The 26,916-nt window shown below is 44.7% G+C and carries 23 protein-coding genes; 12 read left to right on the top strand and 11 right to left on the bottom strand.

Annotated features, from left to right (window positions below; translation table 11 throughout):
- Positions 1 to 6 precede the first annotated feature (6 nt).
- The gene (locus tag ACX0G7_RS05540; protein ID WP_458922434.1) at positions 7 to 2,130 is read right to left on the bottom strand and encodes an NAD(P)-binding protein; all 2,124 of its coding nucleotides are present in this window, start codon (positions 2,128 to 2,130) and stop codon (positions 7 to 9) included.
- Between the two features lie 3 nt (positions 2,131 to 2,133).
- Positions 2,134 to 2,928, bottom strand: a complete 795-nt coding sequence (locus ACX0G7_RS05535) for an acetoacetate decarboxylase family protein (RefSeq protein ID WP_458922433.1) — start codon at positions 2,926 to 2,928, stop codon at positions 2,134 to 2,136.
- 775 nt (positions 2,929 to 3,703) lie between these two features.
- On the opposite strand from ACX0G7_RS05535, the gene ACX0G7_RS05530 reads away from it, so the two are divergent.
- The 6 genes from ACX0G7_RS05530 to ACX0G7_RS05505 all read left to right on the top strand — a co-directional run bounded on the left by ACX0G7_RS05530 (position 3,704) and on the right by ACX0G7_RS05505 (position 10,373).
- Positions 3,704 to 4,270 carry a helix-turn-helix domain-containing protein gene (locus ACX0G7_RS05530; protein WP_458922432.1) on the top strand — a complete coding sequence of 189 codons (567 nt, stop codon included), beginning with the start codon at positions 3,704 to 3,706 and terminating at the stop codon, positions 4,268 to 4,270.
- A gap of 365 nt (positions 4,271 to 4,635) precedes the next feature.
- Entirely contained in the window at positions 4,636 to 6,897 is a 2,262-nt protein-coding gene (locus tag ACX0G7_RS05525; RefSeq protein ID WP_458922431.1) for a heavy metal translocating P-type ATPase, read from the top strand.
- Between the two features lie 32 nt (positions 6,898 to 6,929).
- The gene (locus ACX0G7_RS05520; RefSeq protein ID WP_458922430.1) at positions 6,930 to 7,145 is read left to right on the top strand and encodes a heavy-metal-associated domain-containing protein; all 216 of its coding nucleotides are present in this window, start codon (positions 6,930 to 6,932) and stop codon (positions 7,143 to 7,145) included.
- Positions 7,146 to 7,181: 36 nt separating this feature from the next.
- Positions 7,182 to 7,679: a DUF3347 domain-containing protein gene (locus ACX0G7_RS05515; RefSeq protein WP_458922429.1), complete on the top strand. Its 498-nt coding sequence runs from the start codon at positions 7,182 to 7,184 to the stop codon at positions 7,677 to 7,679.
- A 20-nt stretch (positions 7,680 to 7,699) separates the two neighbouring features.
- Positions 7,700 to 9,973, top strand: coding sequence for a multicopper oxidase family protein (locus ACX0G7_RS05510; RefSeq protein ID WP_458922428.1), 2,274 nt, complete (start codon positions 7,700 to 7,702; stop codon positions 9,971 to 9,973).
- Positions 9,974 to 10,022: 49 nt separating this feature from the next.
- Entirely contained in the window at positions 10,023 to 10,373 is a 351-nt protein-coding gene (locus ACX0G7_RS05505; RefSeq protein WP_458922427.1) for a four-helix bundle copper-binding protein, read from the top strand.
- 137 nt (positions 10,374 to 10,510) lie between these two features.
- On the opposite strand, the gene ACX0G7_RS05500 is transcribed toward ACX0G7_RS05505, so the two are convergent.
- Together ACX0G7_RS05500 and ACX0G7_RS05495 are read right to left on the bottom strand one after the other, a co-directional pair.
- The gene (locus ACX0G7_RS05500; RefSeq protein WP_458922426.1) at positions 10,511 to 11,074 is read right to left on the bottom strand and encodes a D-sedoheptulose-7-phosphate isomerase; all 564 of its coding nucleotides are present in this window, start codon (positions 11,072 to 11,074) and stop codon (positions 10,511 to 10,513) included.
- 12 nt (positions 11,075 to 11,086) lie between these two features.
- Positions 11,087 to 12,016 carry an ROK family protein gene (locus ACX0G7_RS05495; RefSeq protein WP_458922425.1) on the bottom strand — a complete coding sequence of 310 codons (930 nt, stop codon included), beginning with the start codon at positions 12,014 to 12,016 and terminating at the stop codon, positions 11,087 to 11,089.
- Positions 12,017 to 12,322: 306 nt separating this feature from the next.
- Between ACX0G7_RS05495 and ACX0G7_RS05490 the strand changes: the two genes are divergently transcribed.
- A complete protein-coding gene (locus tag ACX0G7_RS05490; RefSeq protein WP_458922424.1) occupies positions 12,323 to 13,585 on the top strand; it encodes a sensor histidine kinase in 1,263 nt (420 codons plus the stop codon).
- A gap of 25 nt (positions 13,586 to 13,610) precedes the next feature.
- Here ACX0G7_RS05490 and ACX0G7_RS05485 read toward each other — a convergent pair whose 3' ends face one another.
- The 3 genes from ACX0G7_RS05485 to ACX0G7_RS05475 all read right to left on the bottom strand — a co-directional run bounded on the left by ACX0G7_RS05485 (position 13,611) and on the right by ACX0G7_RS05475 (position 16,622).
- Complete coding sequence (locus ACX0G7_RS05485) at positions 13,611 to 14,459, bottom strand: glycoside hydrolase family 16 protein (protein WP_458922423.1); 849 nt, start codon at positions 14,457 to 14,459, stop codon at positions 13,611 to 13,613.
- A 126-nt stretch (positions 14,460 to 14,585) separates the two neighbouring features.
- Positions 14,586 to 16,055: a PQQ-dependent sugar dehydrogenase gene (locus tag ACX0G7_RS05480; protein ID WP_458922422.1), complete on the bottom strand. Its 1,470-nt coding sequence runs from the start codon at positions 16,053 to 16,055 to the stop codon at positions 14,586 to 14,588.
- A gap of 174 nt (positions 16,056 to 16,229) precedes the next feature.
- Positions 16,230 to 16,622 (bottom strand): winged helix-turn-helix transcriptional regulator, encoded by a 393-nt coding sequence (locus ACX0G7_RS05475; RefSeq protein ID WP_458922421.1) that lies wholly within the window; start codon positions 16,620 to 16,622, stop codon positions 16,230 to 16,232.
- 81 nt (positions 16,623 to 16,703) lie between these two features.
- Here ACX0G7_RS05475 and ACX0G7_RS05470 point away from each other — a divergent pair, with 81 nt between their 5' ends.
- From ACX0G7_RS05470 to dapA, 3 genes are all read left to right on the top strand, one after another.
- Positions 16,704 to 17,585 (top strand): NmrA family NAD(P)-binding protein, encoded by an 882-nt coding sequence (locus tag ACX0G7_RS05470; protein ID WP_458922420.1) that lies wholly within the window; start codon positions 16,704 to 16,706, stop codon positions 17,583 to 17,585.
- Positions 17,586 to 17,730: 145 nt separating this feature from the next.
- Positions 17,731 to 18,732, top strand: a complete 1,002-nt coding sequence (locus ACX0G7_RS05465; protein ID WP_458922419.1) for an acetyl-CoA carboxylase carboxyltransferase subunit alpha — start codon at positions 17,731 to 17,733, stop codon at positions 18,730 to 18,732.
- Between the two features lie 41 nt (positions 18,733 to 18,773).
- Complete coding sequence (gene dapA / locus ACX0G7_RS05460; RefSeq protein ID WP_458922418.1) at positions 18,774 to 19,667, top strand: 4-hydroxy-tetrahydrodipicolinate synthase; 894 nt, start codon at positions 18,774 to 18,776, stop codon at positions 19,665 to 19,667.
- 15 nt (positions 19,668 to 19,682) lie between these two features.
- Here dapA and ACX0G7_RS05455 read toward each other — a convergent pair whose 3' ends face one another.
- Complete coding sequence (locus ACX0G7_RS05455; RefSeq protein ID WP_458922417.1) at positions 19,683 to 21,038, bottom strand: Nramp family divalent metal transporter; 1,356 nt, start codon at positions 21,036 to 21,038, stop codon at positions 19,683 to 19,685.
- A gap of 47 nt (positions 21,039 to 21,085) precedes the next feature.
- Positions 21,086 to 21,991, bottom strand: a complete 906-nt coding sequence (locus ACX0G7_RS05450) for a ribonuclease Z (protein ID WP_458922416.1) — start codon at positions 21,989 to 21,991, stop codon at positions 21,086 to 21,088.
- A gap of 229 nt (positions 21,992 to 22,220) precedes the next feature.
- Here ACX0G7_RS05450 and ACX0G7_RS05445 point away from each other — a divergent pair, with 229 nt between their 5' ends.
- Positions 22,221 to 22,691: a CHRD domain-containing protein gene (locus tag ACX0G7_RS05445; RefSeq protein WP_458922415.1), complete on the top strand. Its 471-nt coding sequence runs from the start codon at positions 22,221 to 22,223 to the stop codon at positions 22,689 to 22,691.
- Positions 22,692 to 23,688: 997 nt separating this feature from the next.
- The gene (locus tag ACX0G7_RS05440) at positions 23,689 to 24,621 is read left to right on the top strand and encodes a nucleotidyltransferase domain-containing protein (protein WP_458922414.1); all 933 of its coding nucleotides are present in this window, start codon (positions 23,689 to 23,691) and stop codon (positions 24,619 to 24,621) included.
- A gap of 16 nt (positions 24,622 to 24,637) precedes the next feature.
- Here ACX0G7_RS05440 and ACX0G7_RS05435 read toward each other — a convergent pair whose 3' ends face one another.
- Complete coding sequence (locus tag ACX0G7_RS05435) at positions 24,638 to 25,459, bottom strand: class I SAM-dependent methyltransferase (protein WP_458922413.1); 822 nt, start codon at positions 25,457 to 25,459, stop codon at positions 24,638 to 24,640.
- Positions 25,459 to 26,910: a B12-binding domain-containing radical SAM protein gene (locus tag ACX0G7_RS05430; protein WP_458922412.1), complete on the bottom strand. Its 1,452-nt coding sequence runs from the start codon at positions 26,908 to 26,910 to the stop codon at positions 25,459 to 25,461. The genes ACX0G7_RS05435 and ACX0G7_RS05430 overlap by 1 nt, the downstream gene beginning before the upstream one ends.
- Between the last annotated feature and the right edge of the window lie 6 nt (positions 26,911 to 26,916).

Below are 26,916 nucleotides of genomic sequence, written 5' to 3'. Positions count from 1 at the left end.
GTTCTTTTATAGATCTTTTTCTCCCGGAATCTCGAAATTTTGCCCGGATATTGCCCGGGCAGTCTGCAGACCGGCCATAGCAGTAGCTTCTATGCAACCTGCATTAAAACCATTGTTAATCCAATCGCCGGTAATGTAAAGGTTAGGAAATAAATGTGTCTGATCGGTGTTCAGGCGAAATGCCGAACTGCCGGTGAAGGACATCACATACAATTCAGTTGGGTCGATGTTGGCCCTGAAGAACTGATCGCTAAACCTTGCCTGGCCCTGGCCATTATTCAGATCGATAAGCTTACTGAAATCAAAACCGTTTTGTCCCTTCGATATCCCCGGCCATATATTCGAAGACAGCTGTTGCAGGTAATCGAGTGCGCACTGCTTCGCCAATTCCGTTTGAACACCCGGGAAATTTGTGTCCGTGAAATTTGATTGCATAACATTTTGCAGGATCTGGTCCGCGTTGGGCGCAGGTGTCGGTCCGCAGAAATATGCAATATTGGCGGGTGTGTAACCTGCCGGCCAATTTTCGCGGTCAATCAAATCACTCATATCTGCCCAAGTATCATATGGTTCCTGGAAAGAGCCCAGCAGGGCAAGTCCATCCTTTACATATGGCCATTGCATATCAGCAATACTTGTATTGAGCCACAGTTGAAAAGCGATTGTACTTACCGGAACCACATTCTTTATCATATTCTGCCAGGCCGTACTTTTGAGGATGAGTTCTTTGGCAACCGTAGGCAACGCCCCGATGGAGATACCAAGTATTACCAGGTCATAATCCTGCCCATATATCAGTTGCTTCTGTTGAACAGCCGGCCAGGTTGAATAATATGATTCAAGATTTACATTTTGCTGAAGGATCTCAGCTCCCTGGGCAAGATATTGGGTATTAGGAATATTGGGCCAGCAAGGCAGATCATTAACGGTCACCAGCGGCTCGTAGCTGGTATATCCCTCTGCCAGGGTCGCCTGTACATCTATGGAAATCGTCTTGATGTTATTATGGATATCCAGTCCCAGGTTTGTTACCTTATGGAAGAACTCGAATTTAACCCCACGTTGCTGCAACACCTGGTACATCGGGCCAAAGATAGCATCTCCCATCCCGGCCATCATCCGGTAATATACATGACCCTTGAACGTGAGCCCAAGTCTCAGTAAACCCCTCATCGCAACACCGGCTTCAAATGTGTATTGCTCCTTACCACCGAATACGAGGCCATATACCGCCTGAACAATGGTTGAATTAATAGAGATCTCAGCTGCACCGTGTTTGGCAAGCCACTCACGGTAATCGTAGTTGTTGATGACATCAAATCCTTTTTCAATCACATTATCTTCCACCATACCGATAATGGTGACCACTCCAAGATCTGCCAGTATGAAAAATCTCCGCAGTTCGGTGTCATGTTCCAACTTTTCTTCCGCAATCCCTTTTAGCCAGGTCATAAAATGGCCCAGTATATCTTTAACGAGGAGGTGTTCACCTGCTAACGCCGCTTTTAAAGCTGCATGTAACAGGAATTTCCCGGTGTTTTCGAGGGCATGCTCAACGTCTGTTACCAATTCTCCGAACTTCAACTTCAACCATGCAAACTCACCTGCAATTCCCGAAGCATGTACTTTCGCCTGCACAGGAGCTGACGCTTTCTGAGTAAAATCTTCGTGTCGTTGAAGGATAAAATCGACAATTCTCGCCACATACTGATGCATGGTTGGCGGAGGACCACCGTAACCGGGAGTCATCGAGTTCGTCGGTAAAACGAACGGCCAGCTGAGCCACTGATCGTTGATTTGTTCCTGCAAGGCAATAAAATCATACCCGGTGAACGCTTCTTCCCAGGTCGCCAGCGGGCTTCCGGGTGGACGATTATTGGCCTTGTATACCTGCTGGATAATATTGAATGCGTTATCATAAAAACCAAACCAGAGATGAAGTCCATGTTCTTCTATCCGCTGTCCTATGGATGCGTTTCTCCCGCTGGCTCCTTTGCCACCAAGCCGCCATCCCATATGATAAACGGTTATGTCGTATTTTGATTTCCAGTCCGGGTCAGAGGTTAGCTGAAATACTGAAGTCAGTGAACCCATCCCACCGCCCAAAACCGCGATTTTTTGTATAGCCATTTCTTAGAATTTTATGAATTCGATGTATGAGAGCGCCCAGTTGTAATTCATATAAAAAGCCCCAAGTGGTTGTTGGAGGATGCTGGGAGAGCTAAAAGTACCTTGCGGGAGATAGGAAGAGGCCTGGTTAACCAGTTCTAACCCGGCCGGAGCTATGTCAATATTATCAAAATCGATTTGGTAAACTGAACTTACATAACCATATGGGCCATGCTCAATAACAGGCAACACCAGCATGGGGGAAATAGCTTCGAAACCCGGCACAGAGCTGTCAGTTTGCATGAGACTCATCATTCCTGTAGTAGCTGAAAGCAGGGTGTTACCCGTAGACGAAGACCTGACGGTATAACTGTTATCATCAACCGTGAACTGCGCCATTTCCTTATTGAACTCCCAGAACAGCCTTCCGCCTGCTACTGCCGCATAACTATCCAGGTAAAGGACGGGTAAATAACAATAAGGACCTTTTGATGAATACGCACTATCGGAAAACTGCACATACGGTAACATGACTATGAATTCATAATAATGCAGTTTCATCTCGGGCAGGATTCCTCCAAGAATATGTTTCTCAACGTTTGGATTTGAGTTGAGATGCGTATCATTAAACATGATCAGCAGCGGATGTTGCCCGGCCGGCGCATAATTTTGAGGAGCAAGTACTAATTCAGAAGGCAGCAGTGACTGGGCAAAATCTGCAGGAACACTGCCAAAAGCAAACCTGCCTTTGCAGCTGCCTTCGAGCGGAAATTGCTGCAAGGCAGTCAATCTTTGATGATCGTCAATGGTTGCGGTCATGGGAGCTTCGTTTAGGGGTGATCAGATGGAATAGTAAATAGAAAGCGCTCACTCAGGGTAACGTGACGACAAATCAGGGATAAGGGTTTACACTAATTTAGGACTTATTTCAGGTGATTATAAAAATTTTTCAGGGCCAGCCTTTCTCATTCAAAGAAAATGCTACACCTACCGTTTAAACGGGGAGAAGTATAAGCCTTGTTGTATAGTTGTTGAATGAAACGCAAAAAACGACAAATGACAGGATACAAATAATGCGGAGTGTTGCAGGAGACACTAAAAAAAGGCCCGGGTAGAAACCCAGGCCGTGTTTAAATCCAATATCCTATGAAAAACCGATTAGGTATATTCCAACCACGTGCCAATTGTACGACTCAATACCAGTAAGGGTTTCAGTTTGTTGCCACTGATTTTCATTTCCATTTTGGGAAGAAAATTTTCAAATCGGGAATTACAACAACAGGAAGTAAAACAGCTGGCTGATATAACTGTACTGTCGGCGAAGGCTATTTGCTGGTCCGGGGGTGATGACCTGTACTTATACGGATGGTGGTCTGCGTGCATAAGTCGCGTAACCGGGGTTTTTAAAAACCGGGTTTACGTATAATTTATTTGATCTGAATTTTTGAATTTTTTAGGAGATCTTCGAAGCCGAAAATGTTGGTTGATTGTTCTTAGATTGATCAACATTTTTGAATGAAGTCAGGTGTCTGAAGCTCCCCTTGATTTGACAGCTGGTGCTTCAGAACGCTGAAAGGAGTAACAATTTATAAGCATGCATCTTTATATAAAAAATATGGTTTGCGACCGCTGTATCATGGCGGTCAGAACGGAACTGGAATCGCTGGATATTGACTATCAGAATATCCAACTGGGCGAGGTGGAGGTTTCGGATGACCTACCTGGTGATAAGCTGGCAACATTAAGCGCCAACCTTCAAAAGTCTGGCTTTGAACTGCTCGATGATAAAAGGTCACGCACCGTCGAAAAAATCAAAAACACCATTGTTTCCCTGATTCACCATAATGAAGATAATTCGAACCTCAAGCTTTCAGCGCTTATCGAAGATAAAATGAAGATGGACTACCACTATCTCAGTACTCTTTTCAGTTCAGTGGAAGGTATCACCATAGAAAAGTATACGATTCTTCAACGGATTGAAAGGGCGAAGGAATTATTAATGTACGATGAGATGAGTCTCAGCGAGATTGCATATGAGATGGGTTACAGCAGCGTTCAGCACCTCTCGCAACAGTTTAAAAAAATTACCGGTCTTACCCCTTCGCATTTTAAGAATCTGAAAGACAATAAACGGAAACCGCTTGATAAGCTCAACGACTGATCTGAAAATTATATACCAACCCCTCACAGTTGTATAAGGATCCCTGCTGCCCGATACGTTCTTCTGCAATACCAAAGATCAATCCCCGGCACTTCCTTTTCCTCCGGATCCCGAACCATAAATGGCGCCTTTCCGGGAGCATCTGTCCCAGGAAGCATCCGACTAAACCGGCCTGAATCCATTTCTATTTAACATGTTACCGCCCGACCGGTGACTGCCATCAGCCTGTAGTATAAGCCAGTACATAAAATCTTATACAATTCAGGCCTTAAAGTGTAACAACACTCCCTCCCCCTTTTCGGAACTTTACATCGCAAATCCGGTATAACAGCCAGGATTGAATAGACAACCAAAAAGTGTACAATATGACTACCATAAGTCCTACAAAAAAGAGCAAGGCCGGCCCCACTGCCCGCACCGTCAAAGAAACCTTTCCCGTCCTGGAAATGACATGTGCCGCTTGTGCGGTTAGTGTGGAATCCATGCTCAAATCCAGGGAAGGCGTGAAAGATGCGGGAGTAAATTTTGCAAATCAAAGTACCTGGATCGAATATGATCCGTCAACCGTTACGAAAACTGAATTGCAAAATACTGTGCGTTCAATCGGTTATGACCTGGTTATTGATGCGGAAAACAGCGAACAGATCCAGGCGGAGGCGGTACATAGCCGCTACCGGTCGCTGCAGCAAAGAACCTTATGGGCTTCGGTACTTTCGGTGCCGGTAGTGATAATCGGGATGTTTTTTATGAGTATTCCTTTTGCCAACTGGATTATGCTGATATTATCGGCCCCGGTCGTGTTTTATTCTGGCAGAAGTTTTTTTGCCAATGCATACAAACAGGCAAGGCATGGTAAAGCCAATATGGATACACTTGTTGCTTTAAGTACGGGTGTGGCCTTTGTTTTCAGCGCTTTTAATACGGTGTTTCCGCAGTTCTGGCATCAACGTGGCTTACACGCACACGTGTATTTTGAAGCGGCCGCTGTGATAATTGCATTTATTTCAATCGGCAAACTACTGGAAGAAAAAGCAAAGTCGAGAACATCATCTGCATTAAAAAAACTGATGGGCCTGCAGCCGCGCACCGTGACAATTATTCACGACGGTGGACACCAGGCCGAAGTACCGGTAGCAGCCGTCAAAGTCGGTGACACATTGCTGGTGAAACCCGGTGAAATGATACCTGTTGATGGCATTGTGAAGAGCGGTGAATCTTACGTAGATGAAAGCATGATCAGTGGCGAACCCTTACCAGTACTGAAAACAACAAGCGACAAATTGTTTGCAGGCACTATCAATCAAAAGGGAAGTCTGCAGTTTACTGCGGAACTGGTGGGTGCAGATACCGTCCTCGCCAGGATAATAAAAGCGGTGCGTGAGGCACAGGGAAGCAAGGCTCCCGTACAACAGCTGGTTGATAAAATAGCAGGCATTTTTGTGCCGGTTGTGATTGGCATTGCAGTGCTCACATTTCTAATGTGGATGGTTTTCGGTGGTACGAATGCGTTTACGCATGGGTTGTTAAGTGCACTTACTGTGCTGGTAATTGCCTGCCCCTGCGCCCTGGGACTAGCCACCCCTACTGCCATCATGGTTGGCATTGGCAAGGGCGCAGAAAACAATATATTAATAAAGGATGCCGCAAGTCTTGAAGCAGGTTACAAGGTGGATACTATCGTTCTTGATAAAACAGGTACAATAACAGAAGGTGAACCCGCTGTTGTTGAACTCAAAATATTGATGGAGGCACGCAGGTCCGAATTAATCTCAATACTGCATTCACTTGAAAGTCGTTCTGAACATCCTCTTGCAGCCGCCGTGATAAATCACCTCGGGACAGAAAACCCCGCGCCGGTTTCTTTTACCAATCTGGAGAGTATCACCGGGAAAGGAATTACAGCAGATTATAAGGGAAATAAATACAGCATCGGAAACCTCAGGTTGATGCATGATCTGGGCATTACCATTCCGGCTGGTCTGTCACTCGAAATTGCATCGCTCCAGTCGAAGGCGAACACAGTTGTTCTGTTTGCTGAAAACCGGGAAGTCGCTGCGATCATTTCGATAGCAGATAAACTCAAAAAGACGTCACGGAGGGCCATAGATACTTTGCTCAATAACGGCATAGATGTATATATGCTCACCGGTGATAACCTGCAGACTGCAACAGCCGTGGCGGCTGAGGCCGGAATAAAGAATTTCCAGGCTGAAATGATGCCCGGAGAAAAGGCGGTATTCATCAAAAATTTACAGGAACAGGGAAAGATTGTTGCGATGATCGGTGACGGCATCAACGATTCACAGGCCCTGGCACAGGCAGATGTCAGTATTGCCATGGGCAAAGGTTCAGATATCGCCATGGATGTGGCAAAGATCACCTTAATCAGTTCAGATCTTAATAATGTTCCCAAAGCATTGAAGCTGTCTCAAAAAACGGTTCGTACTGTTCGTCAGAACCTGTTTTGGGCATTTATCTATAATATAATCGGCATTCCGCTCGCTGCCGGAGTCCTTTACCCTGTAAATGGATTTTTACTCGATCCGATGATCGCCGGAGCGGCAATGGCTTTCAGCTCGGTCAGTGTGGTTGCAAACAGCCTGCGCCTGAAGATGAGTACATTATAATAAATATTATTAATCAAATAAAAAATAGAAACATGGAAACGTTAAAATTCAAGACAACAATTAAATGTTCCGGATGTGTTGCTGCAGTGACCCCGGTACTGGATAGCAAGGTAGGAAAAGATAACTGGCAGGTAGACATTCAATCTCCGGAGAAGATCCTGACTATTGATACCAACGAGGCCATCAATGAGACACAACTCGTAAAAGCGATTGAATCTATTGGGTACAAGGCTGAACGAATACAGTAAAAAAATAAAGGAATATTAATGCACAAAACAGAAATTATGAAAAAGTTATTGATCAACATCGCGGTACTGGCAATTGTCATTGCATCACATGTTGCTACGTTCGGCCAGGACAATACATCAACACCAGCAACCTGGCTAACAAAATACTATACGCTAAAAGATGCACTGGTGAACAGTAACGCTACCGAAGCTGCAAGGGCGGCAAAAGAACTCTCGGTTGCTATCAACAATTTGCCGGGCGAAACAACCGGTGCTGATAAGGGTCAGGAGTATAAATCACTACAAAAGAAGATATCATCCGCTGCTAACAACATCGCCGCAGGTAAAGACCTGGTGAAACAAAGGGGATCATTCCAGGAACTTTCTGAGTCCGTCATCACCCTGGTAAAAAAGCAAAAACAAGGAAGTCCTGCTTACATTATGTATTGCCCAATGAAAAAAGCGTACTGGATAAGCCAGGTTGAACAGGTTAAGAATCCATACTATGGCAACAGTATGTTGACTTGTGGCAACATCACCGAAACATTAAATTAATCCGGGGAGGATAAATGCTGATGAAGACCCAAATTGATAAGTACAAGTCTATCCTGCTGTTCACCATGTTGAGTATTCTTTGGCTTGATTCGCGTTCGCAGCATACAGGTACGCATTCACAGGATATTAACCATGGTGGAAAAGCCTTCATGCTCAGGACGGGCAATAAGGTTACCTACCATCTTTATATAAAGGATACGGTCGTAAATTATACCGGCAAAACCGCCAAAGCCATCGCTATTAATGGTAGCATTCCCGGGCCGGAGCTTCATTTCAATGAAGGCGATAGTGCAGTCATTTATGTGCATAATATGATGCATATGGAAACATCTATTCACTGGCATGGCCTCATACTACCAAACGATCAGGATGGTGTACCCTATTTAACTACCTCACCGGTCAAAGGCAATTCCACCTCGGTATATCGATTCTCCCTTGTCCAGAACGGCACTTACTGGTATCATTCTCATACGATGCTCCAGGAACAATCGGGCATGTATGGTGCGTTTATCATTCATAAAAAAGGAGAAACAACAGGCAATGAACAAACCGTTTTGCTAAGTGACTGGACCAACGAAAAACCGGAACAAATTGAACGCTCGCTTCACAATGCCACCGACTGGTACGGTATCAGGAAAAACGCCACACAGGACTATCTGCAGGCGATAAAAGAAAAACAATTTTCGACAAAAATAAAAAATGAGTGGAAAAGGATGGCGGCGATGGATGTTAGTGATGTGTATTACGATCTGTTTACAACCAATGGGAAAGCGGAAGCGGAAGCAAAACAATTTAAACCAGGTGAAAAAGTAAGATTACGCATCATCAATGGAAGTTCATCCACATATTTCTGGCTAAGGTTTGCAGGAGGTAAAATAACAGTAGTAGCAAGCGACGGAAAAGATGTAGAACCGGTGGAGGTAGACCGCCTGATAATCGGAGTTTCCGAAACATATGATGTCATCGTTACCATACCTGAAAATGGCAGTTATGAGTTTAATGCCACTTCCGAGGACAGGACCAACAGTACAAGGATGTGGCTGGGTGATGGTCCCAAACGTCCCATGACGCCTCTGCCCCGGTTAAAATATTTCGAGGGGATGAAGATGATGAATGGCATGATGAATATGGATGGAACTATGAACGATATGGGCATGAACATGAGTCTTCAGCAAATGGACATGAATACGGTAATGTACCCTGAAATAGCTGACAGCAACGCAAACATAACCACGCTGAATTATGCGATGCTCAAATCACCCGAACCCACTACGCTACCTGGCGGTCCCACTCGGGATCTCAGGTTTGAGTTAACCGGTAATATGAATCGTTACGTATGGACGATAGACAACAAAACGGTTTCTGAAACTGATAAAATATTAATTCGCAAAGGCGAAAACATCCGGATAATCATTTACAATAATTCAATGATGCGGCACCCAATGCATTTGCATGGTCATTTTTTCAGGGTGCTCAACGGACAGGGCAACTACTCGCCATTAAAAACTGTGTTGGATATCATGCCGATGGAAACGGACACCATCGAATTTCACGCATCTGAAAACCGCGGCGACTGGTATTTTCATTGCCATATCCTTTACCACATGATGGCAGGAATGGGACGTATTTTCAGCTATGCTGATTCTGCGACAAATGACGATATCAACGCTGACTCTACCGACCAGGCCCGGACATACCGGCAGCAAAATAATACTCCATCGCCTGAACCTTTCAAACAGAATCTCCGGAAAGTATATCGCGATGACAAAAGATTTTATTCCTATGCCCAGGTGGGACTTGAAAGCAACGGTAGCGATGGTGAAATTGCTGTCAGTAATACAAGATGGGTGTTCCAGACGGAATGGAGACTGGGCTTTAACAGTGAAAAAGGTTTTGAAAGTGAAACGCATATCGGGCGGCTGGTAGGAAGAAATCAATGGTTGATGCCCTATATAGGCTTCGACTGGCGCTACCGGAAACACATGGAAGCTGAAAAGAATTTATTCGGCCAGGTGAACACGAAAGATCAAAGGGCAGCGGTTTGTTTTGGATTCCAATATACTCTGCCTATGCTTGTGACAGCTGATGCCAGAATAGATACGGATGGCAGGGTAAGGTTGCAACTGGGAAGAGAAGATCTTGCAATGAGCAAGAGGCTGAGACTCAGGTTTTTCGTCAATTCTGACAAGGAATATATGACTGGCCTGAGATACATTGTTACAAAGCATTTTGCGGTTTCGACTCACTATGATAGTGATATGGGATTGGGCGCTGGTCTGACTATTACTTATTGACTGTATACCAGCGGCACGTTCTTGGAGTAGATTTTCAAAACCCAGCATCATGGAAAGATATCACAACTACCAAAGCTGTATCGAAGCATGCCTGAGATGTGCTGCGATTTGTAATCATTGTGCATCATCCTGCACCCAGGAAGATGATGTGAAAATGATGGCGCGATGTATCCAGTTGGATATGGAATGTGCTTCCATTTGTTATGCAACAGGGCAGTTGATCAGCCTTGGATCGGACAAAGCGATGGAAATTTGCCGTATCTGCGCAGATATGTGCGAGGCTTGCGCTGCAGAGTGTGAGCATCATAGCCATGCCGAACATTGCAGGATTTGTGCCATCGCTTGTCGTCATTGTGCGCAGGAGTGCCGGGAAATGGCCGGCGTCGCAGCATTACCCTGAACCGGAGAAGGCAAGAGTGAATCATGCACCGCTTTTGGTAAGTGGCTGGCCCTTTATGCAAAATTACCGTACCAGCCACAACGAGGCAATTTTCTAAATACAAATGTGGTTAAATAGTTACAATCAGCACCGGTCACTCATTTAACTGCTCCTTCAATGAATGAATAACATATCATATGGCAAATGCCCATCTGAGCATCCTCCACACGGCCATAATGAAATGAATCAATCACAATAGTGAAGTCTGCAAGCTCAGCAACTTTCCCCCGCTTACCACCCGTTAATGCAATTACATAAACACCATTGTGTTTAGCCCATTCAACAGCATTGACCACATTTGGTGAACTACCGCTGACACCAAGCACAAACAAGGTATCACCGGGGCGGGCAAAATTCAGAAGTTGCCTTGTGAACACTTCGTGATAAGCATAGTCATTTCCGATTGCCGTCATCCAACTTACATTATCATTCAAAGACATACACCTGAAGGGCTTTCCCATCGCGTCGGAGGCACTCTTCCCCAGGTCTGTAACGAAATGGGATGCATTTGCTGCACTTCCACCATTACCCACCACAAAGAGCTGCCGCTCCTCTTTCCAGATCTCATGGAAACGCCTGATGATGATTTCAACCTGGTCAAGAGGAATTCCAGCCAGCGCATCCTGCTGTCCCTTTATATAGGTTGCTAAATAATCCTGCATAAAAAAAACGATTTAAGATTGATGGTTTATTTGGCTTGCTAATATCAGGCTGCCTACGGGTACGGCCTGTTCCCGGAGCTTCGATAAAGTGATCAGTGGTGCAGGAATAAAAGCTGTCATAAGGTATGAAGGCAATTTTTCAGCTACCGCATCCCGGAGTTGCTGTCCGATAAGTGAAAGACCACCCCCAAGTACAATTATTTCCGGGTGCAACAGGTGTACCGCATGAGACAGGCCAAAAGCAAGATCATCCATGGTTTCGTCGAAGATACGTAAGGCCGTGGGGTCGTTGGCATCCATAGCGGATTTCAGATGTTTTGCTTCTCCCTTATTGAGCCCGCGGGCTAAGCCGGCCAATATCCCGGTCGGGTGTGTTTCAATAACGTCCCTGATCTTTTTGTCAACTGCCCATCCTGAGCAGAGAGATTCAAAAATGGTTCCTGCTTTGTCCATCCGCAGATGGCCGATTTCCAACTCACCGGGAAGCACACCGTGATATACCTCGTCATTTATCACAAGTCCAGCTCCAACCCCTGAACCCAGTGTTAAATATAATACCGGGTTATATCCTTTTCCCGCACCAAAGATTGCCTCTCCCAATGCTGCAACATTTGCATCATTGTCGACAGTAACGGGGCAACCCGCAATCGCTTCGAGCCAATCCTTTATCGGGAAGCCCGACCACCCTTCAACATGAAACGAAGTTGCAATCTGCCCGGTAATTCTGTTGACTGGTCCTCCGAAGCCAATGCCGATTCCGGAAAGCTGGTTCTTAAAATCCTGCCTGATCGTCGACTCAATCCTGTCCTGTATACCTGCGGCTCCTTCATTGCCGACTACTTCAAACCGATGCAGTGAGAGCACCTCGCCGTTTTTGTTACCAGACACGATCTGGAGTTTGGTACCCCCTATCTCTATACCGGCAAAAAGTTCCTGCTTCAAGTGTAAGTATTAATAATGAAATAATAAGTGATTTCCTGCTATTGGCACCACAACAAGCATTTCCCGGATTCGTTAACCAATGGTACAAGATACAATAATCCATATTTGAAACTTAATCACTGTCCGGTGAATGTCCGTAGTGTGTTGTAAATTTGGAAAAATCTTTGTTTGGTTGGTAGTCCATAATTTGGACCAGGAGAAGCTTAGGCATAAGTGTATTTGCTTACGATCATTACTCAGTTCTCAGATAACCTGTCACCGGAATGCATGAACAACAATAGGAGTTGTCGATAGTAAACTTGTATTATGCCAGAAAAAGATATAATGAAGCATACCTCACCGGGAGATTCTGTCAAACAATCTGAAATTGATCACCCGGCGACTGGTAAAAAGGAAGCGAATGACCAACTGAAGGAATTCACAGAAGCTTTACAACGATCGAATGAGGCATTAAAAAAAAGCGAGGAGCGATATCAGAAAATGATCGCTGAGGTAGAAGATTATGCCATAATACTTTTAAACAGGAACGGAGATATCGAAAACTGGAATATTGGCGCTCAAAAAATAAAAGGGTATTCAGCTGCTGAAATTGTTGGCCAAAACTTCAAGGTATTTTATCCTGCTTCTGACCGCGAAAATAAGCTTCCGGAACAACTGCTCGCAGAAGCCGCGAAAAATGGTAAAGCCCTTCATGAAGGGTGGCGCGTGCGGAAAGACGGCAGCCAGTTCTGGGGCAGTATAGTAATTACTGCTATACATGCAGACGATGGGGCTGTTATTGGATTTTCGAAAGTAACGCGGGATTTAACAGAAAGAAAAACTGCGGAAGACAAACTGCGCGAATACCTGCAAGAACTTGAAACAAAAAATACAGAGCTCGAACAGTTTGCCTATGTCGCTTCTCACGACCTGCAGGAACCTCTCAGAAAAATTCAAATATTTGCAGACATCATCTCCAAAAATCTGGGTAATGAAGCCGCAATTTCAACATACCTTGACAAACTAAAAGGTTCCGCATCCCGCATGAAGGCATTGATTCAATCAGTGCTGAATTACAGCCGCGCATCCAGCAGCGGTGAAGATAAGGTTGATACTGATCTCAATTCAATCCTTCTTCATGTTATCCAGGATTATGAACTTCTTATCATTGAGAAAAAAGCGGAGGTTGAAACAGAACCACTGCCGGTGATCAAAGCAATTCCGCTCCAGATAAACCAATTGTTTTCGAACATCATTGGAAATGCATTGAAATACTGTGAGCGATCACCCGTTATAAAGATCAAAAGCAGCCTGGTTACCTCAAAAAACGCCTATAATCTTCCCAACAACATACCGGAGAGACAATACCTGGAAATTCAGTTCATCGATAATGGAATCGGGTTTGAACAGAAATATGATAAAATTATATTTTCAATGTTTCAGCGCCTGTATGCTAAACACGAGTATTCAGGCACTGGCATAGGTCTCGCACTTTGTAAAAAGATCATGGATCTGCATGATGGATTTATCACCGCAAAAAGCGACCTTTCAAGCGGCTCTGTGTTTTACGTTTATTTCCCTGTTGAGTAATTCGCATTAAGTTTAGTGACTGCCGTCATTTCTGATACACTCTTACATAATCAACTTCAAACCTGCGTGGAAAGGTTGTTGAGTCAGCATTGCCACCATTCATCCCTCCTACTGCCAGGTTCAGTAACATATAGTGAGGCTGCCTGAAAGGATTTATAGCAGATCCATCTTTGTTCATCAGCTTTGTGAGTTCCACTTTGTTCAGCAAAACATCATCAAGAAATAGCGTTATCATGTCTTCATCCCAATCCATCCGCCAGGTATGAAAGTCTTTCGCCCAGGCGATGCCGCCCAATGAATCAACCGGCTTTGTAACGCTGAACCATTCTGCTTTTTTGTCGGGTCCCATGCAGGCAACATTTGCAAGGATCATCTTTCTGTAGTATTCCATGATATCTATTTCACCGTTAGCAGGCCAGTTACCTGAAACCCCAAGGGTCCACCAGGCTGGCCACAAGCCTGCGCTTATATCTATTTTACCCCTCATAACAAACCTGCCGTAAAGCCAGGATTTACGACCCGATGTATTGATACTGGAAGATGTGAATTCAATATTCCTTCGTTTGGTTCGCCAGTCTCGTCCATCTGAATTAAACCGGGGATTGGGCCTGCTTTCTCTTCTTGCTTCTATAATGAGTTTGCCATTTTCACACCATGCATTGTCCTCCTGGTACCACTGGGCCTCTTCATTCCTTACAAAGCCTTTTTCGAATTGCCAGGATGAACTGTCAACACGGCCATCCTTGTTGAATTCATCTGCCCAAATCAATTTATACCCATCATCCGAAATCTGGGGGTGACCTTTGGTGGTTTTGCATGCATGGAATAGCAATACAATTGTCGAAGTCAATAAAAAGCCGCAGATCTTCTTCATCGGGCTAAGTTAATTAACTATATCACTTAAACACGGCATCTGACTATATCACTTAAACACGGCATCGTTTCGCTGGTGCGACAACGTTGTTCCCGTTGAAAGGATACTCAATCCCCTTTACGAATTTCAATCCTTAGTGTAGGTATATTCAACTACAGCACCACTTAATTCATTTGCTGCTTTATTTCCTGCACTGGGGCCAGATGTAACCGTTGATTTGTCAGTGACAATATATAACCGCTTACCATCGGTAGAAACCGCGATATCACGGTAGCGACCGCCTGCTTTAAACAGCTCCTCCTGGGCAACTACGCCGGTACCCGCCGGGTTAAGCTTAAGCCTGGTTATCTTTCCATGTTTCAATGAAGTGACCAATAGAGAAGGTTTCCATCCCGGGATCGCATCGGAATCATAACCGGCATGGCCCGATGGCGCCAGTGATTCCCATCCCTTGTCCTGTACGGCGCCGGTCAGCATACCCGTAGCAACAGCCGTCAATGCTTTGTTTCCTGTAGGATAAAAGCTTTTTAATGGATCAACATAGTTTTTGATCCTGGCAGCACTGGCAACCTCATTAGATATAAGCGGATAGGTTGTGTTCCACTTCCCGGGAAGACTGTCCACCTGGGTAACACCAGCAGCCAGCCCGTTGTAATTCCCATCAGCATAACCAATAACCAGTGGGTGCCCGTAGTTGCTGCCCCTTGTAACAATATTTATTTCATCATCAGAAAATGGTCCATGCTCCGCCGCATAAACTATTTCCTTATCGGCTATAAGTAGCTTTGTAAGTCCCTGTGCGTTCCTATGACCGGAACTCCACACCGCATTTTTCTTGCCGTTGCTGAGAGGATTATCATTTGGGATCCATGATTCAGCAGTATTCCCTGCATCCAGCGGTTCTGTCTCAAATCGCAATAGTTTCCCTTCAAAATTCCCCGGATCCTGCGCATGATTTTGTCTTCCGCCGTTTTGGAATTGTCCTGCACCCATATCACCAACGGAATAGAATAAAAAGGGTTTGTTATTGATCAGGGTGATGAGCAGCCGGCCACCGTTATGATCATTTGATCCGGGTATCGAATCGCAGACGGTCACCGGGTCAACAAGTTTAATGTTTGTTGTGTCATAGCGGTAACGGACAACACGGGTCAGAAAATGAAAACCACCATCTTGTTTATTTTGCCCGTTACCGGGTGAATTTTTTCCTTCGAAATCGTAGAGGTATGCAAGGTAAACGAAGGGCTTTCCCCGCAGCATTCCGGGATGTAATGCCATGCCCATAAGGCCTGCCTGTGGCCAGGGCTTTCCGCCGTCAATCCCATCATTAAGGGTGTCATAGCGTGGAAATTCTCTCAGGCTGTTTAAATCAATCAATGTATCCCTGGAGCCGGTCTGCGGATTGATGCGGAGTACCCGGTACCCTTTCGCTTCGGTGATCCAAAGATGCTGATCCGGGGCGCAAATGATGGTCCAGGGATCATCCAGATCCTGCGCGATCACCTTTTTTGTGAATACCTTATCACCTGCCTGTGCAGATACCGATGTTTGGGTCTGAAGGAACCACAGCAATAGAAAACAGAAATGTAAACGCATATGGACCCATATCCACCAAAATCATTCCGGGGATATCCGTGGATTACAAAATCATTCCGGGGATATCGGTGGATTACAAAATCATTCCGGGGATAGTCATGTTGCGCAGAGCGCAGCTGGCGCATCACTGCCATATACCCGGTAGCGATCCGGCTTCACTATTTATGGGGACTATCAGACCGCTGCCGATGCCGGCTTTTGCCTCTTGCGTGACCCTGACTTCACATCATCACTTGCCCAGGCTGCCATTGCATTCAGCACAGGAGTCAGCTTTTTTCCGGAATTGCTTAAAGTATAATAAACTACGGGAGGTATAACCGGCGAAGCATCTCTCAGCACAAGCCCGTCTTCCTGCAATTGCTTCAGATGCTGAATTAACATTTTTTCGGTGATCGCAGGAATGGCTCTTCTTATTTCACTATATCGTTTGGCGCCGGTCATGAGTTGAAAAAGTATTACCGGCTTCCAATGCCCGCCGATTTTTTCCATAACATAAGACACCGGGCAGGCAAGGACCGCTTTTTTTTTGTTTGCGTTTCGGGTGGAACTTTCTTTAACTTTCGTCATGGGAACATACTTTAGGGTAAGTACTTGTATAAAAGTAAGTACAAATATAACTTTGACTTTTCAAATATAAAAACAACAGCTATGAAATTTGTTATTACAGGATCCACAGGCAACGTCAGTAAACCATTATCTGTTAACCTTGTAAAAAATGGTCATGAGGTAACCATTATCACCTCGAATGCAGACAAGATCTTATCTATAGAAGAGCTCGGCGCAAAAGCGGCAGTGGGAACGATCAATGACATCGACTTCCTGGTCCGATCCTTCACTGGCGCAGACGCGGTGTACACTATGGTACCGCCTACTCTTTCTGCGACTAATTGGCGGAACCACATCGCAGGCGTGGGCGGGAACTATGCTGCAGCTATTCAAAAATCAGGAGTAAAGCGCGTGGTGAACCTAAGTAGTGTTGGAGCCGACCTGCCCGATGGCACCGGACCCGTTAAAGGTCTCCACGACGTTGAAAATGTATTGAATGCGCTGGAGGGGGTTTCCGTTGTGCATATAAGAGCCGGATTTTTCTATTATAATCTCCTTAGTAACATTGGCCTGATCAAACAGGCGGGAATCATGGGCGGTAATTATGGTCAGCATACACAGATAGTTCTTGTGCACCCGGTTGATATTGCTAATGCAATTGCCGATTCTATTCAACAACCTTTTGAAGGGAAAGCGATCCGCTATGTGGCCAGCGATCTGCGTACCACCGATGAAATCGCCAAGGTGATTGGTGAATCCATTGGTAAACCAGAACTTCCCTGGGTCGACTTCACCGATGAACAAGCGCTCGATGGGATGTTGAAAGCCGGACTTCCTGCTGAAATTGCTTCAAACTACGTTGAGATGGGTGCGGCAATCAGATCCGGTAAATTATTTGGCGATTTTATGAAAAACAAACCAAAAACCGGTGGGACAGACCTCGAAACATTCGCTAAGGAGTTTGCCCTGGTCTACAACCAATAAATATTATTGTAAATATGGACTCTTAAAACAGCTTTATTGAGGTAAGCAGGCAATGAGTGTGCACCTGGGGGTAACAGCGGCGGGCAAAAAAAAATAAACATAAAACGACTGTTACCCTTAATTTTACACCTCATTAAAATTGCCTATGCCTCAGGATAAAAACCGTCAGTTTCTGGATTTCGAAAAGCCGATCAAAGACTTATTTGACCACATTGAAATTCAGAAACAGCAGGCTGAAAAAAGTAAGATTGACGCGACAGATCATATTCAGAAACTCGAAGCAACAATAATACAAAGACGCCGGGAAATTACGCAGCAACTTACCCCCTGGCAAAAAGTGCAGTTGAGCAGGCATCCTGATCGTCCTTATACGCTTAAGTATATTGAAAAAATGTGTTCTGATTTTGTGGAGCTGCATGGCGACAGGAATGTGAAGGATGACAAAGCTATGGTTGGTGGTTTTGCGTCGTTGGATGGACAGACTGTGATGATCATCGGGCAGCAAAAAGGGATCAATACAAAAATGAGACAGTTGCGGAACTTCGGGATGGCCAATCCGGAAGGATACCGCAAGGCACTTCGCCTGATGAAGCTGGCTGAAAAATTTAATAAACCCGTTATTACACTTATTGATACACCAGGAGCTTATCCCGGGCTTGAAGCGGAAGAACGTGGACAAGGCGAGGCAATTGCAAGAAATATTTATGAAATGATGCGGCTTAAGGTGCCCGTTATATGTGTAATTATCGGTGAAGGCGCCTCGGGTGGTGCGCTGGGTGTAGGTGTGGGCGATCGGGTTTTTATGCTTGAGAACACCTGGTATACCGTAATTTCACCGGAGAGCTGTAGTTCGATTTTATGGCGGTCATGGGATCAAAAAGAAAAAGCAGCGGAACAACTAAAACTCACACCGGATCATATGTATCAGTTTGGGCTCATCGACGCGATAGTTCCTGAACCTATCGGCGGAGCACACTGGGATTATACCGAAGCGGCCATGCTTTTAAAAGCACAATTATTGAAATCACTTGAAGAACTTAAGGCTATTCCTGCAAAAACAAGGGTAGAGAAGCGGATCGAGAAATACAGTAAGATGGGCTTCTATGATGAGATCCCCGCAGGTGTTTATATAAAAGAGCACGACTAAGTTCAAATCAATCAATAATCATTATCTAATAAAAGAATCTCTTGGCCATTCAAAACAACCTCCTCACTGCTCTCAGGGGCACAGGAGTAGCAATCATAACACCATTCAAATCAAATTTTGAAGTAGATCTCCAGGCTCTCGGAAACATGATCGATTATGTTATCGGTGGTGGAGTGGAATATATTGTGAGCCTTGGCACAACCGGGGAAACACCAACCATCAGCAAGGAAGAGAAGATCGCAATCATTCAATACACATACGAAAAAGTAAATAACCGGATTCCCGTGATTGTTGGTATCGGTGGGAACAATACGCAGGAACTTGTCAACGACCTCCAGACCTTTCCCTTAGCAAAAGCAATGGCGGTGCTGAGCGCGAGTCCTTACTACAGCAAACCTTCACAACAGGGGATATACGAACATTATAAGATGCTGGCAGAAGCATCTCCCCGACCTGTTTTACTTTACAACGTACCGGGAAGAACCGGCCGTAACATGACTGCTGCCACAACGCTCCGCCTTGCCAGGGAGATTCCAAACATTGTTGGTATCAAAGAAGCCAGTGGAGATATGGCACAATGCATGGAGCTGCTTCGCGACCGCCCGGCAGATTTTCTTGTTATCAGCGGTGATGATGCGCTCACCCTGCCACAGATCGCATGCGGTATGGACGGGGTGATCAGTGTTGCGGCAAATTGTTTTGCCAGGGAATTTACCGACATGGTCAGGTTTTGCCTGAAGGGAGATTTCAAATCCGCAAAAACGCTCAACGACAAGCTTATTGCCGGGTATGAATTACTGTTTGCTGAAAATAATCCCGCCGGTGCAAAGGCATTTTGTTTTGAGTTGGGGCTGATACAAAACTATCTCAGGCTACCTGTAACTCCGGTAAGCGATGAATTACATCAGAAGATCAGGACTTATCTGGGTAAGTGAAATGGCGCATAAGAGCTAGTATAATTTTGCAATGCCGAACAAGGCGACCATCAGAATTGCTATAACACTCAGCCAGAAACAAAGCTCATACACAGCTCCTGCTTTGAAATATAGCTCCCTCCGTTTATGAAAATTGATCGCTGCGAATACAACGACCAGTAACATAAATGATCCTACGACACCTCCAAACAGGATCATGAATACCGGCAGGTTAATGAAAAGGAATGTGATGAGCCAGATTAAAGGGAACACCCATGACAGCGTGGCTATTGTCCTTTTTCTCTGCGCAGTATTGTGAAAATTGATCCAGCCGAGCTGGCCAAAAATATCAGAGAATAACCTCGACCAGGCGGCAAGCGTTGCGAATACGCTGGAAAACAATACAAAAAAAGCACCGACCAGGTATGCAGATTTGATACCGGCGCCTAACGACTGGGTATACATCAATGCCAGTGTTTCTATTACCTGGTTGCCCTCGGGAACAAGTCCGCGACTGTGTAATACTGCTGCACCCAGCAGGTAAAATGCTGCAGTGACCATCGTATAAATGATCATTGCCACAAAAGCATCGAGATACATCACCTTAATCCAGCCTCTCGCTCTTTTTTTCCAGGCTTCATCGCCTGTTTTAGGACCGGTGAAAGCTGCATAACCTTTTTCAAGGCACCAGTAATTATAAGCGATTATTTCATCACTCCCCACCCCGGTAATACCAAAAGCAGCAACCGCAATAAGCACAAGATGTGGAGGCAGTTTGAATTGGAGGCCGCTAAACAATTCAGCCCCGGTGATATTGTACTCTGTGAAGTTAAGTGCGATAAGTGAAGCAAAGGTAAGAAGCGTGAACAGGGCTATCATTACCAGGGAAGATTTCTCAATCAATCCATAAAGGCCGCGATAGATAAGCAGGAAGGCCAGCACCGCAATAACAGCGGCCCAGACAATGATGCTTACGGATGGAAAAAGCATACTCATGACTATTGCGGTGCCACCCAGCATGCCGCCCACCTGTACGATTTTCATTAAGGTGAGTAAAAAGATCGCCCATACAGCCCAGCTGGCTTTGCCCAGCCGGGGTCCGGGTAAAGTGTTGAAAGACTTCATAGCTGTTTCACCGGTAAGTATGGCGTACTTTCCAAACTCAAGCTGAATGGCCACTTTAACCAGGCAACTCACGATGATCACCCAGAATGCGATGAAACCAGCTTTCGCACCGAGTGTTGTGGTGGCAATTAATTCGCCCGAACCAACAATAGACGCAGACAAAATAAATCCGGGTCCAAGAAATTTCAACGATGAGCTGATGCTTCCCGGGGGCTCTTTTATAGTAGCAGCCGTGGCGGTATAATGATCGGGTTTCTGTTCAATCAAGAGATCTGTTTTCGTATGTCAATGCAAAAAGTGGTCAATGAATTCCGTCAGGGCACCCTGAAGGTAACTCCTTCAATCGCAAGATCTGTGTCTTCAAAGATCTCCCTCGCTTCCTGTTGAAATATATCGAGTTTATCGTATTTAGAACTGAAATGGCCGATAAGTAAACGTCTCACTTTTGCTTTTTTCGCAATTGTTGCCGCTTGCCATGTGGTAGAATGAAACCGGGTATAGGCCCTCTCGGCGAGGTCTTTCAGGTAAGTGGTTTCGTGGTAAAGCAGATCCACATTTCTGACCTTATCGATCAGGTCCTCATCATAAAGGGTATCGGCACAGTAAGCATAAGACTTAGGCCGCGGAGCTTCTTCAGTAACTGTTTCATTAAAAATCACACGCCCGTCTTTGGTAATATAATTTTCGCCGAGTTTGAGCCGGTCATAAAAGATCGCGGGGATTCCATGTAGCACCGCTTTTTCAGGATTTACCCTTCTTGGTGCTTTCACCTGCTGAAAGCGGAAACCGTAACATTCAACGCGGTGTTTGGTGGCGAAAGCTTCAACCTGGAACTTGTCATTTTTTATCAGAATACCACTTTTTTCGAGCGGATGAAAATGAAGCTGGTAGGGAAGAACTGTGTTTGCAGCCTTGAATTGCAGCTCAAGTATTGCTTTAAGCGGCGCCGGTGCAAACAGATGCAGTTCGTGCTCTCTTTGTAACAAACCCATGCTGTTGAGAAAACCAGGCAATCCAAAATAATGATCTCCGTGCAGATGAGAAATGAAGATGTAATTAATCCTCCCCCACCGTATCCGGTATTTTGAAAGTTGAACCTGTGTACCCTCTCCGCAATCGACAAGAAATAACTGATCATCCAGCGTTACAAGCTGGGCCGTCGGATGCCGGTCGTAAGCCGGCAAGGCGGAGTTATTTCCTAAAATGGTGACTGCGAGCATCTGTAAATTTATAAGGTAACGATCGTATCCTTCGTCAGGGCACGGGTCAAACTGCTACATTAGGTTGTAAAATAACAATTTACGGGAAGTCTTGCAACTTAAGATTCATTATTGGATTTAAAATGATGACCGGTCGGACACATTATATATAATTACTCAAAAACAAGGCAACCTGCTGCAACATAACTCCGTTTTATCTTCCTGGGTTATAACCTATAAAATTTTTAGCATGAAATCAAAAGCCTATTTACTGTTAGCAACTTGCCTCTTCCTGTCTTCGTTGACTGCCTGCGACAAAGACGACGATGACGAAAAAAATCCGAACATCGTTACCAAAACAGGCCTGCCGGTGACTGGTGCGCAGGAAGTTCCGGCCAAAACGAGCCCGGCAAGCGGTACTCTTGATGTCTCCTATGATAAGTCAACAAAAATGCTCTCGTTCACCGTGGTTTACCAGGCACTGACGGCCGTACCATCAGGTGCACATATACACGGACCGGCTGCTAAAGGGGCAAATGCGGGCATCAAGTATGATTTCTTTTCAATTTTTCCAAAAACACAGGCTGGCACTTTCTCTGATAAGGTTTTGGTTGACGGTGTCAAACTGAAAGAAGATAGTTTACTGGCCGGATTCTATTATGTGAACATTCATACCTCAACGAACCCGGGTGGCGAAATCAGGGGCCAGATAGAATGGTAAGCATTCGTTAGCGATCAGCGTCCATTAAGTAATGAGTGTTGATCAATGGATGAATGTCATCAACGGATAAATGTTAATAGACGCATTAATGTTACTAAGGAGATGAACGCCGATTTTGCGATTAGCATTCGCAAAAGAGTATTAAGTAACGATTGGTTGCAGAGTGATGAGTGCTTGTCGGGTAATATCGGGCATTAAGTGACGATTGGTTGCAGAGTGATGAATGCTTGTCGGTCAATGCCAGGCATTAAATCACGATTGGTAGCAGAGTGATAAGCGCTTGTCGGGTGATGAGCGCTTGTGAGGTGATGAGCGCTTGTCGGGTGATGAGCGCTCGTCAATTAATAAGATTGCAGATAATTTGACCACGTAGAAAAGAACAGGTGCAGGCTGTTTTGAATGGCCTTGCACCTGCTTTTTTATTTTTCCTTCGTTCTTTTTGTTGCAGTGATTCAGTTAATTGAACAGGTCAATCTACCTGCTAAATATTTTTTTACCCTGTCTTACTCATTTTCCATCTCAGTTTATCCCGGGAAACGTTGTTACACAGAACAAGTACTCTTGCCGGTCTTGTTGCTCAGATCTCCTTTATCTAACAGAAGAAACAACCTCCCCAATCTTGTACGCTGACCTAAGTTGTCTGCACAAAAACCTTGTTCAATCTTGCACGCTGATCTACGTTGTCTGCACAAAAATCTTGTTCAATCTTGTCCGCTGATCTAGGTGAATCAGCAGCTCAAATACCACTGCCGATCTTGTATGCTACTATACGTCGCCAGACCCGGTACACTCTATTTCGGTTGTTGACACTTTAATCTACACTGGTATAATCGTTGTGTTGTTTATTGTATCAATCTTATTGTTCTCATACCCCCGTACTATCTTTTCAATTGTCAACGACCGGATGTTGTTTAGGAATTCGCCGTCTTGAAATTAATTCAGCAGGGCAACCACCTCAGGTCAACCGTCGTATTAATTATCAAACCCCCTCCCAGATTTGTGCGTTAAAAAAGAAATATTAGCTACGCTCTCCTATTTCGATTTGTTCAGTTATCCATTAACCCCGATTGAGATAGTAAAGTTTCTAAGCATTGATTGCAGTGTACAGGAGATTGCACTTCCATTACTCGAACTTGAACAGGAAGGATCAATATTTAAACTGGATGATTTTTATGCATTGCATAATAACCCGGCCCTTGCAACAAGAAGAAAAAATGGCAATATAAAGGCCCGTCAACAGCTGGTTACGGCTGATAAGATTGCCTCCTTCCTTGCAGGCTTTCCTTTTGTAAGTGGTGTAGCAGTATCCGGTTCTTTGTCAAAGAATTTCGCCGATGAAAACTCAGATATCGACTTTTTCATCATCACCAAATCAAACCGGCTCTGGCTGGCAAGGACCTTCATGCACCTCTTCAAAAAACTCACGTTCCTTGTGGGAAAGCAGCATTACTTCTGCATGAATTATTATATTGATCATGAGATGCTCAGGATCAAAGAACAGAATGTTTACACTGCAATAGAAGTGGCTACTTTAATGCCCCTGAGAGGCATAGAAACTTTTGGACTTTTCTTTCAACACAACAAATGGGTAAGTCAGTATCTGCCTAACCATAATATGCATATCACTTATGTGAAAGCAAATAAAGACTCACTTGTTAAAAAATTTATTGAATTCTTTTTTAATAACGCAGCAGGAAATTATCTGGACACCCTCCTCATGAAGATCACTGCAAACAAATGGGCAGAGAAAACAAGGCGAAAGAAATTAAACAAAAATGGTAATGTTATGGGCATGGATGCGGGCAAGCACTATGCAAAACCGCTACCCGCTAACTTCCAGGTCAAATTGCTTGAACGATACGAAATCAGACTTTATGCACTCTACAGGCAGTTCGAAGAACAATCCGGATCGAACATTCTGAATATCTAGCAGCAATTCATTGGGGCTATTTTTTCTTTTGCAGCGTAATGATAAAATAGTCGCCAATATATTTCCATGGCAAAGACGTCTTCCACTTATTCTCCTGCCTGCATAAATAATCAAACAGGCGAGGATATTTTTCTGGAAATCCAGCGATATATGAAGGGGGCACGATGGTGCATAAACCTTCCGTTGCAATACAAACGAATTGGTCTTTTAACAACCCGCTCACATCAGAAGGGCTGTAATACCAGCATTTGAACCTGTTCCCTTCCACATTGGCCTGCCTGCCATTTGCACTAAAGAATCTTCTGAAAGCTGTACGGAATCTGCCTTTAAAAATCAGCATGCTTTCCCATAAACAAAACTTAGAAATTATTACAAGGGTAAGAAACCCACCCGGAGCCACCAGTGGTACCAGCTCAGTCAGCACGTTACCGAGTTTACCGGTACAATTCAAACCACCGAAATTTGAATAGACATAATCATAAGGGCCTTTGCGTTTTAACGATGCGAGATTTGTAAATGAACATTGCTCTGTGGTGATAGCTTCATCTAAAGGAGTACCTGATTTCTTAGAAATTACTTCATCCAACATACCCGCCGACACGTCCGTTGCATGGACTGTAAAGCCCAGCTTTGCAAAATATAAGGCATCTTCTCCGGTACCGCAGTTCAGCTCCAGCATGTGGCTGCCCTTTTGCAGGTAGCCAGATATATGTTTGCGCACTCTTGACCTTTTATAAGCAATCATCGGATCCATACCATACAACTTGTCGAACAAAACCGACTGTGCTGTAAACGCTGCCTGGACATTTTCCTCATTGATATCCTGAAGGAGGTTCATTATTTTTCAAGTTTTCTTAATGCTGTTTCTGAAAGATATACGGCAGGTAAAAGATAAAAAAACGAAAGCGCCTTACGCGTCATTTTGCGGTTCGCACTCAAAGGTTTCCTGATCAATGAGCGGAGGTTTTCAATGGCAAGATGTTTCCTGTAATTTTTATGCACGTAATGATGAAGCTGTTTGTAAAATGAAGGCGAATATGTATTCCGGAACATAAGTGCCATTTCATCAGAGTCTGTCCAGTTGGACTTTTCTTTCAGTTCAGTCTTCACCTTTTCGTAAAATAACGTTCCAGGCAGCGGGTAAGACACAGAAATACCTATCTCATGAGGCAGTAAGCTGTTGATCATTTTAATCGTGAGTTCAATGTCTTCTCTTGTTTCACCCGGATATCCGAATTGAATAAAAAAGCATGGTTTGATGTTATTGGCTTTAAGCAGCGCAGTAGCTGCCCTGATCTGGCTGACCTGGATCCCCTTATCCATGGCGTCAAGTATTTTCTGTGACCCGCTTTCCGCACCCATCCAGACCTCTTCACATCCTGCCCTGGCTAGCGCTTTTACATAGGCTTCGTCAGCAAGCAGATCTGCCCTCGATTGAATTTTAAACCTGAATGTTATTTGTGCTGCCTCCACTACATCGGCAAACTCTTCTACCCACCCCGGTTTCAACCCAAAAATATCATCACAGAACCACACATGATCAAGGCCGAATCTTGTCTTAATGTCTATGAGCTCCAATAATACATTTGCCGGGGTTCTTGCATTATACCTGTTGCCATAAATCGGCTTCGCACACCAATTGCATTTATAGGGACAGCCCCTGGTTGTACCGACATTGATGGAAAAATAACCTGCGGTTCTGTTCCAGGAATCTTTATATGGATCAATATCCAGCAGGGACCAGGCGGGCAGTGGTAGCAAATCAAGGTTTCGGATCACCGCACGTGGTGGTGTTTTGACTATGCGTTCATTTTGTATAAAAGCAAGTCCAGCTATGTTGCCTGGATCCGAGTTCTTTGAACCGGCCATACTAACGAGTTCGAGCAGGGTTGCTTCACCCTCACCCAGGATAATAAAATCGGCGCCGGCCTCCAGGTATTGCTGGTAATGATCTGTAGAATCCGAACTCGAAACTATTACTCTGACACCTGCCGAAACAGCTAACCCGATCATAGCAAAGGCGGCTTCACGCATATTGGTAAGGCACATTTTTGTGAGGTAATTGAAGCCGTCATCATAGATCACAAGTAGATCCGGGCCGGCTTCAAGTGCCGGAATAATGTCCTTGGGTGAATGGAAAAACATGCTGTCAACAAAGGTTACATCATGATTTGCCGATCTAAGTGAGGAAGCCGCATACAATGTTCCGAGTGGCGGATATGGCCGCCCGATCTGCCACTGCTTTGCATCAAGGCGCAGAAAATATGAGTGCGTAATAACTATTTTCATCACTTC

The sequence above is a fragment of the Flavitalea antarctica genome (genome assembly GCF_054461535.1).
This window is presented reverse-complemented; position numbering and strand designations above follow the sequence as displayed.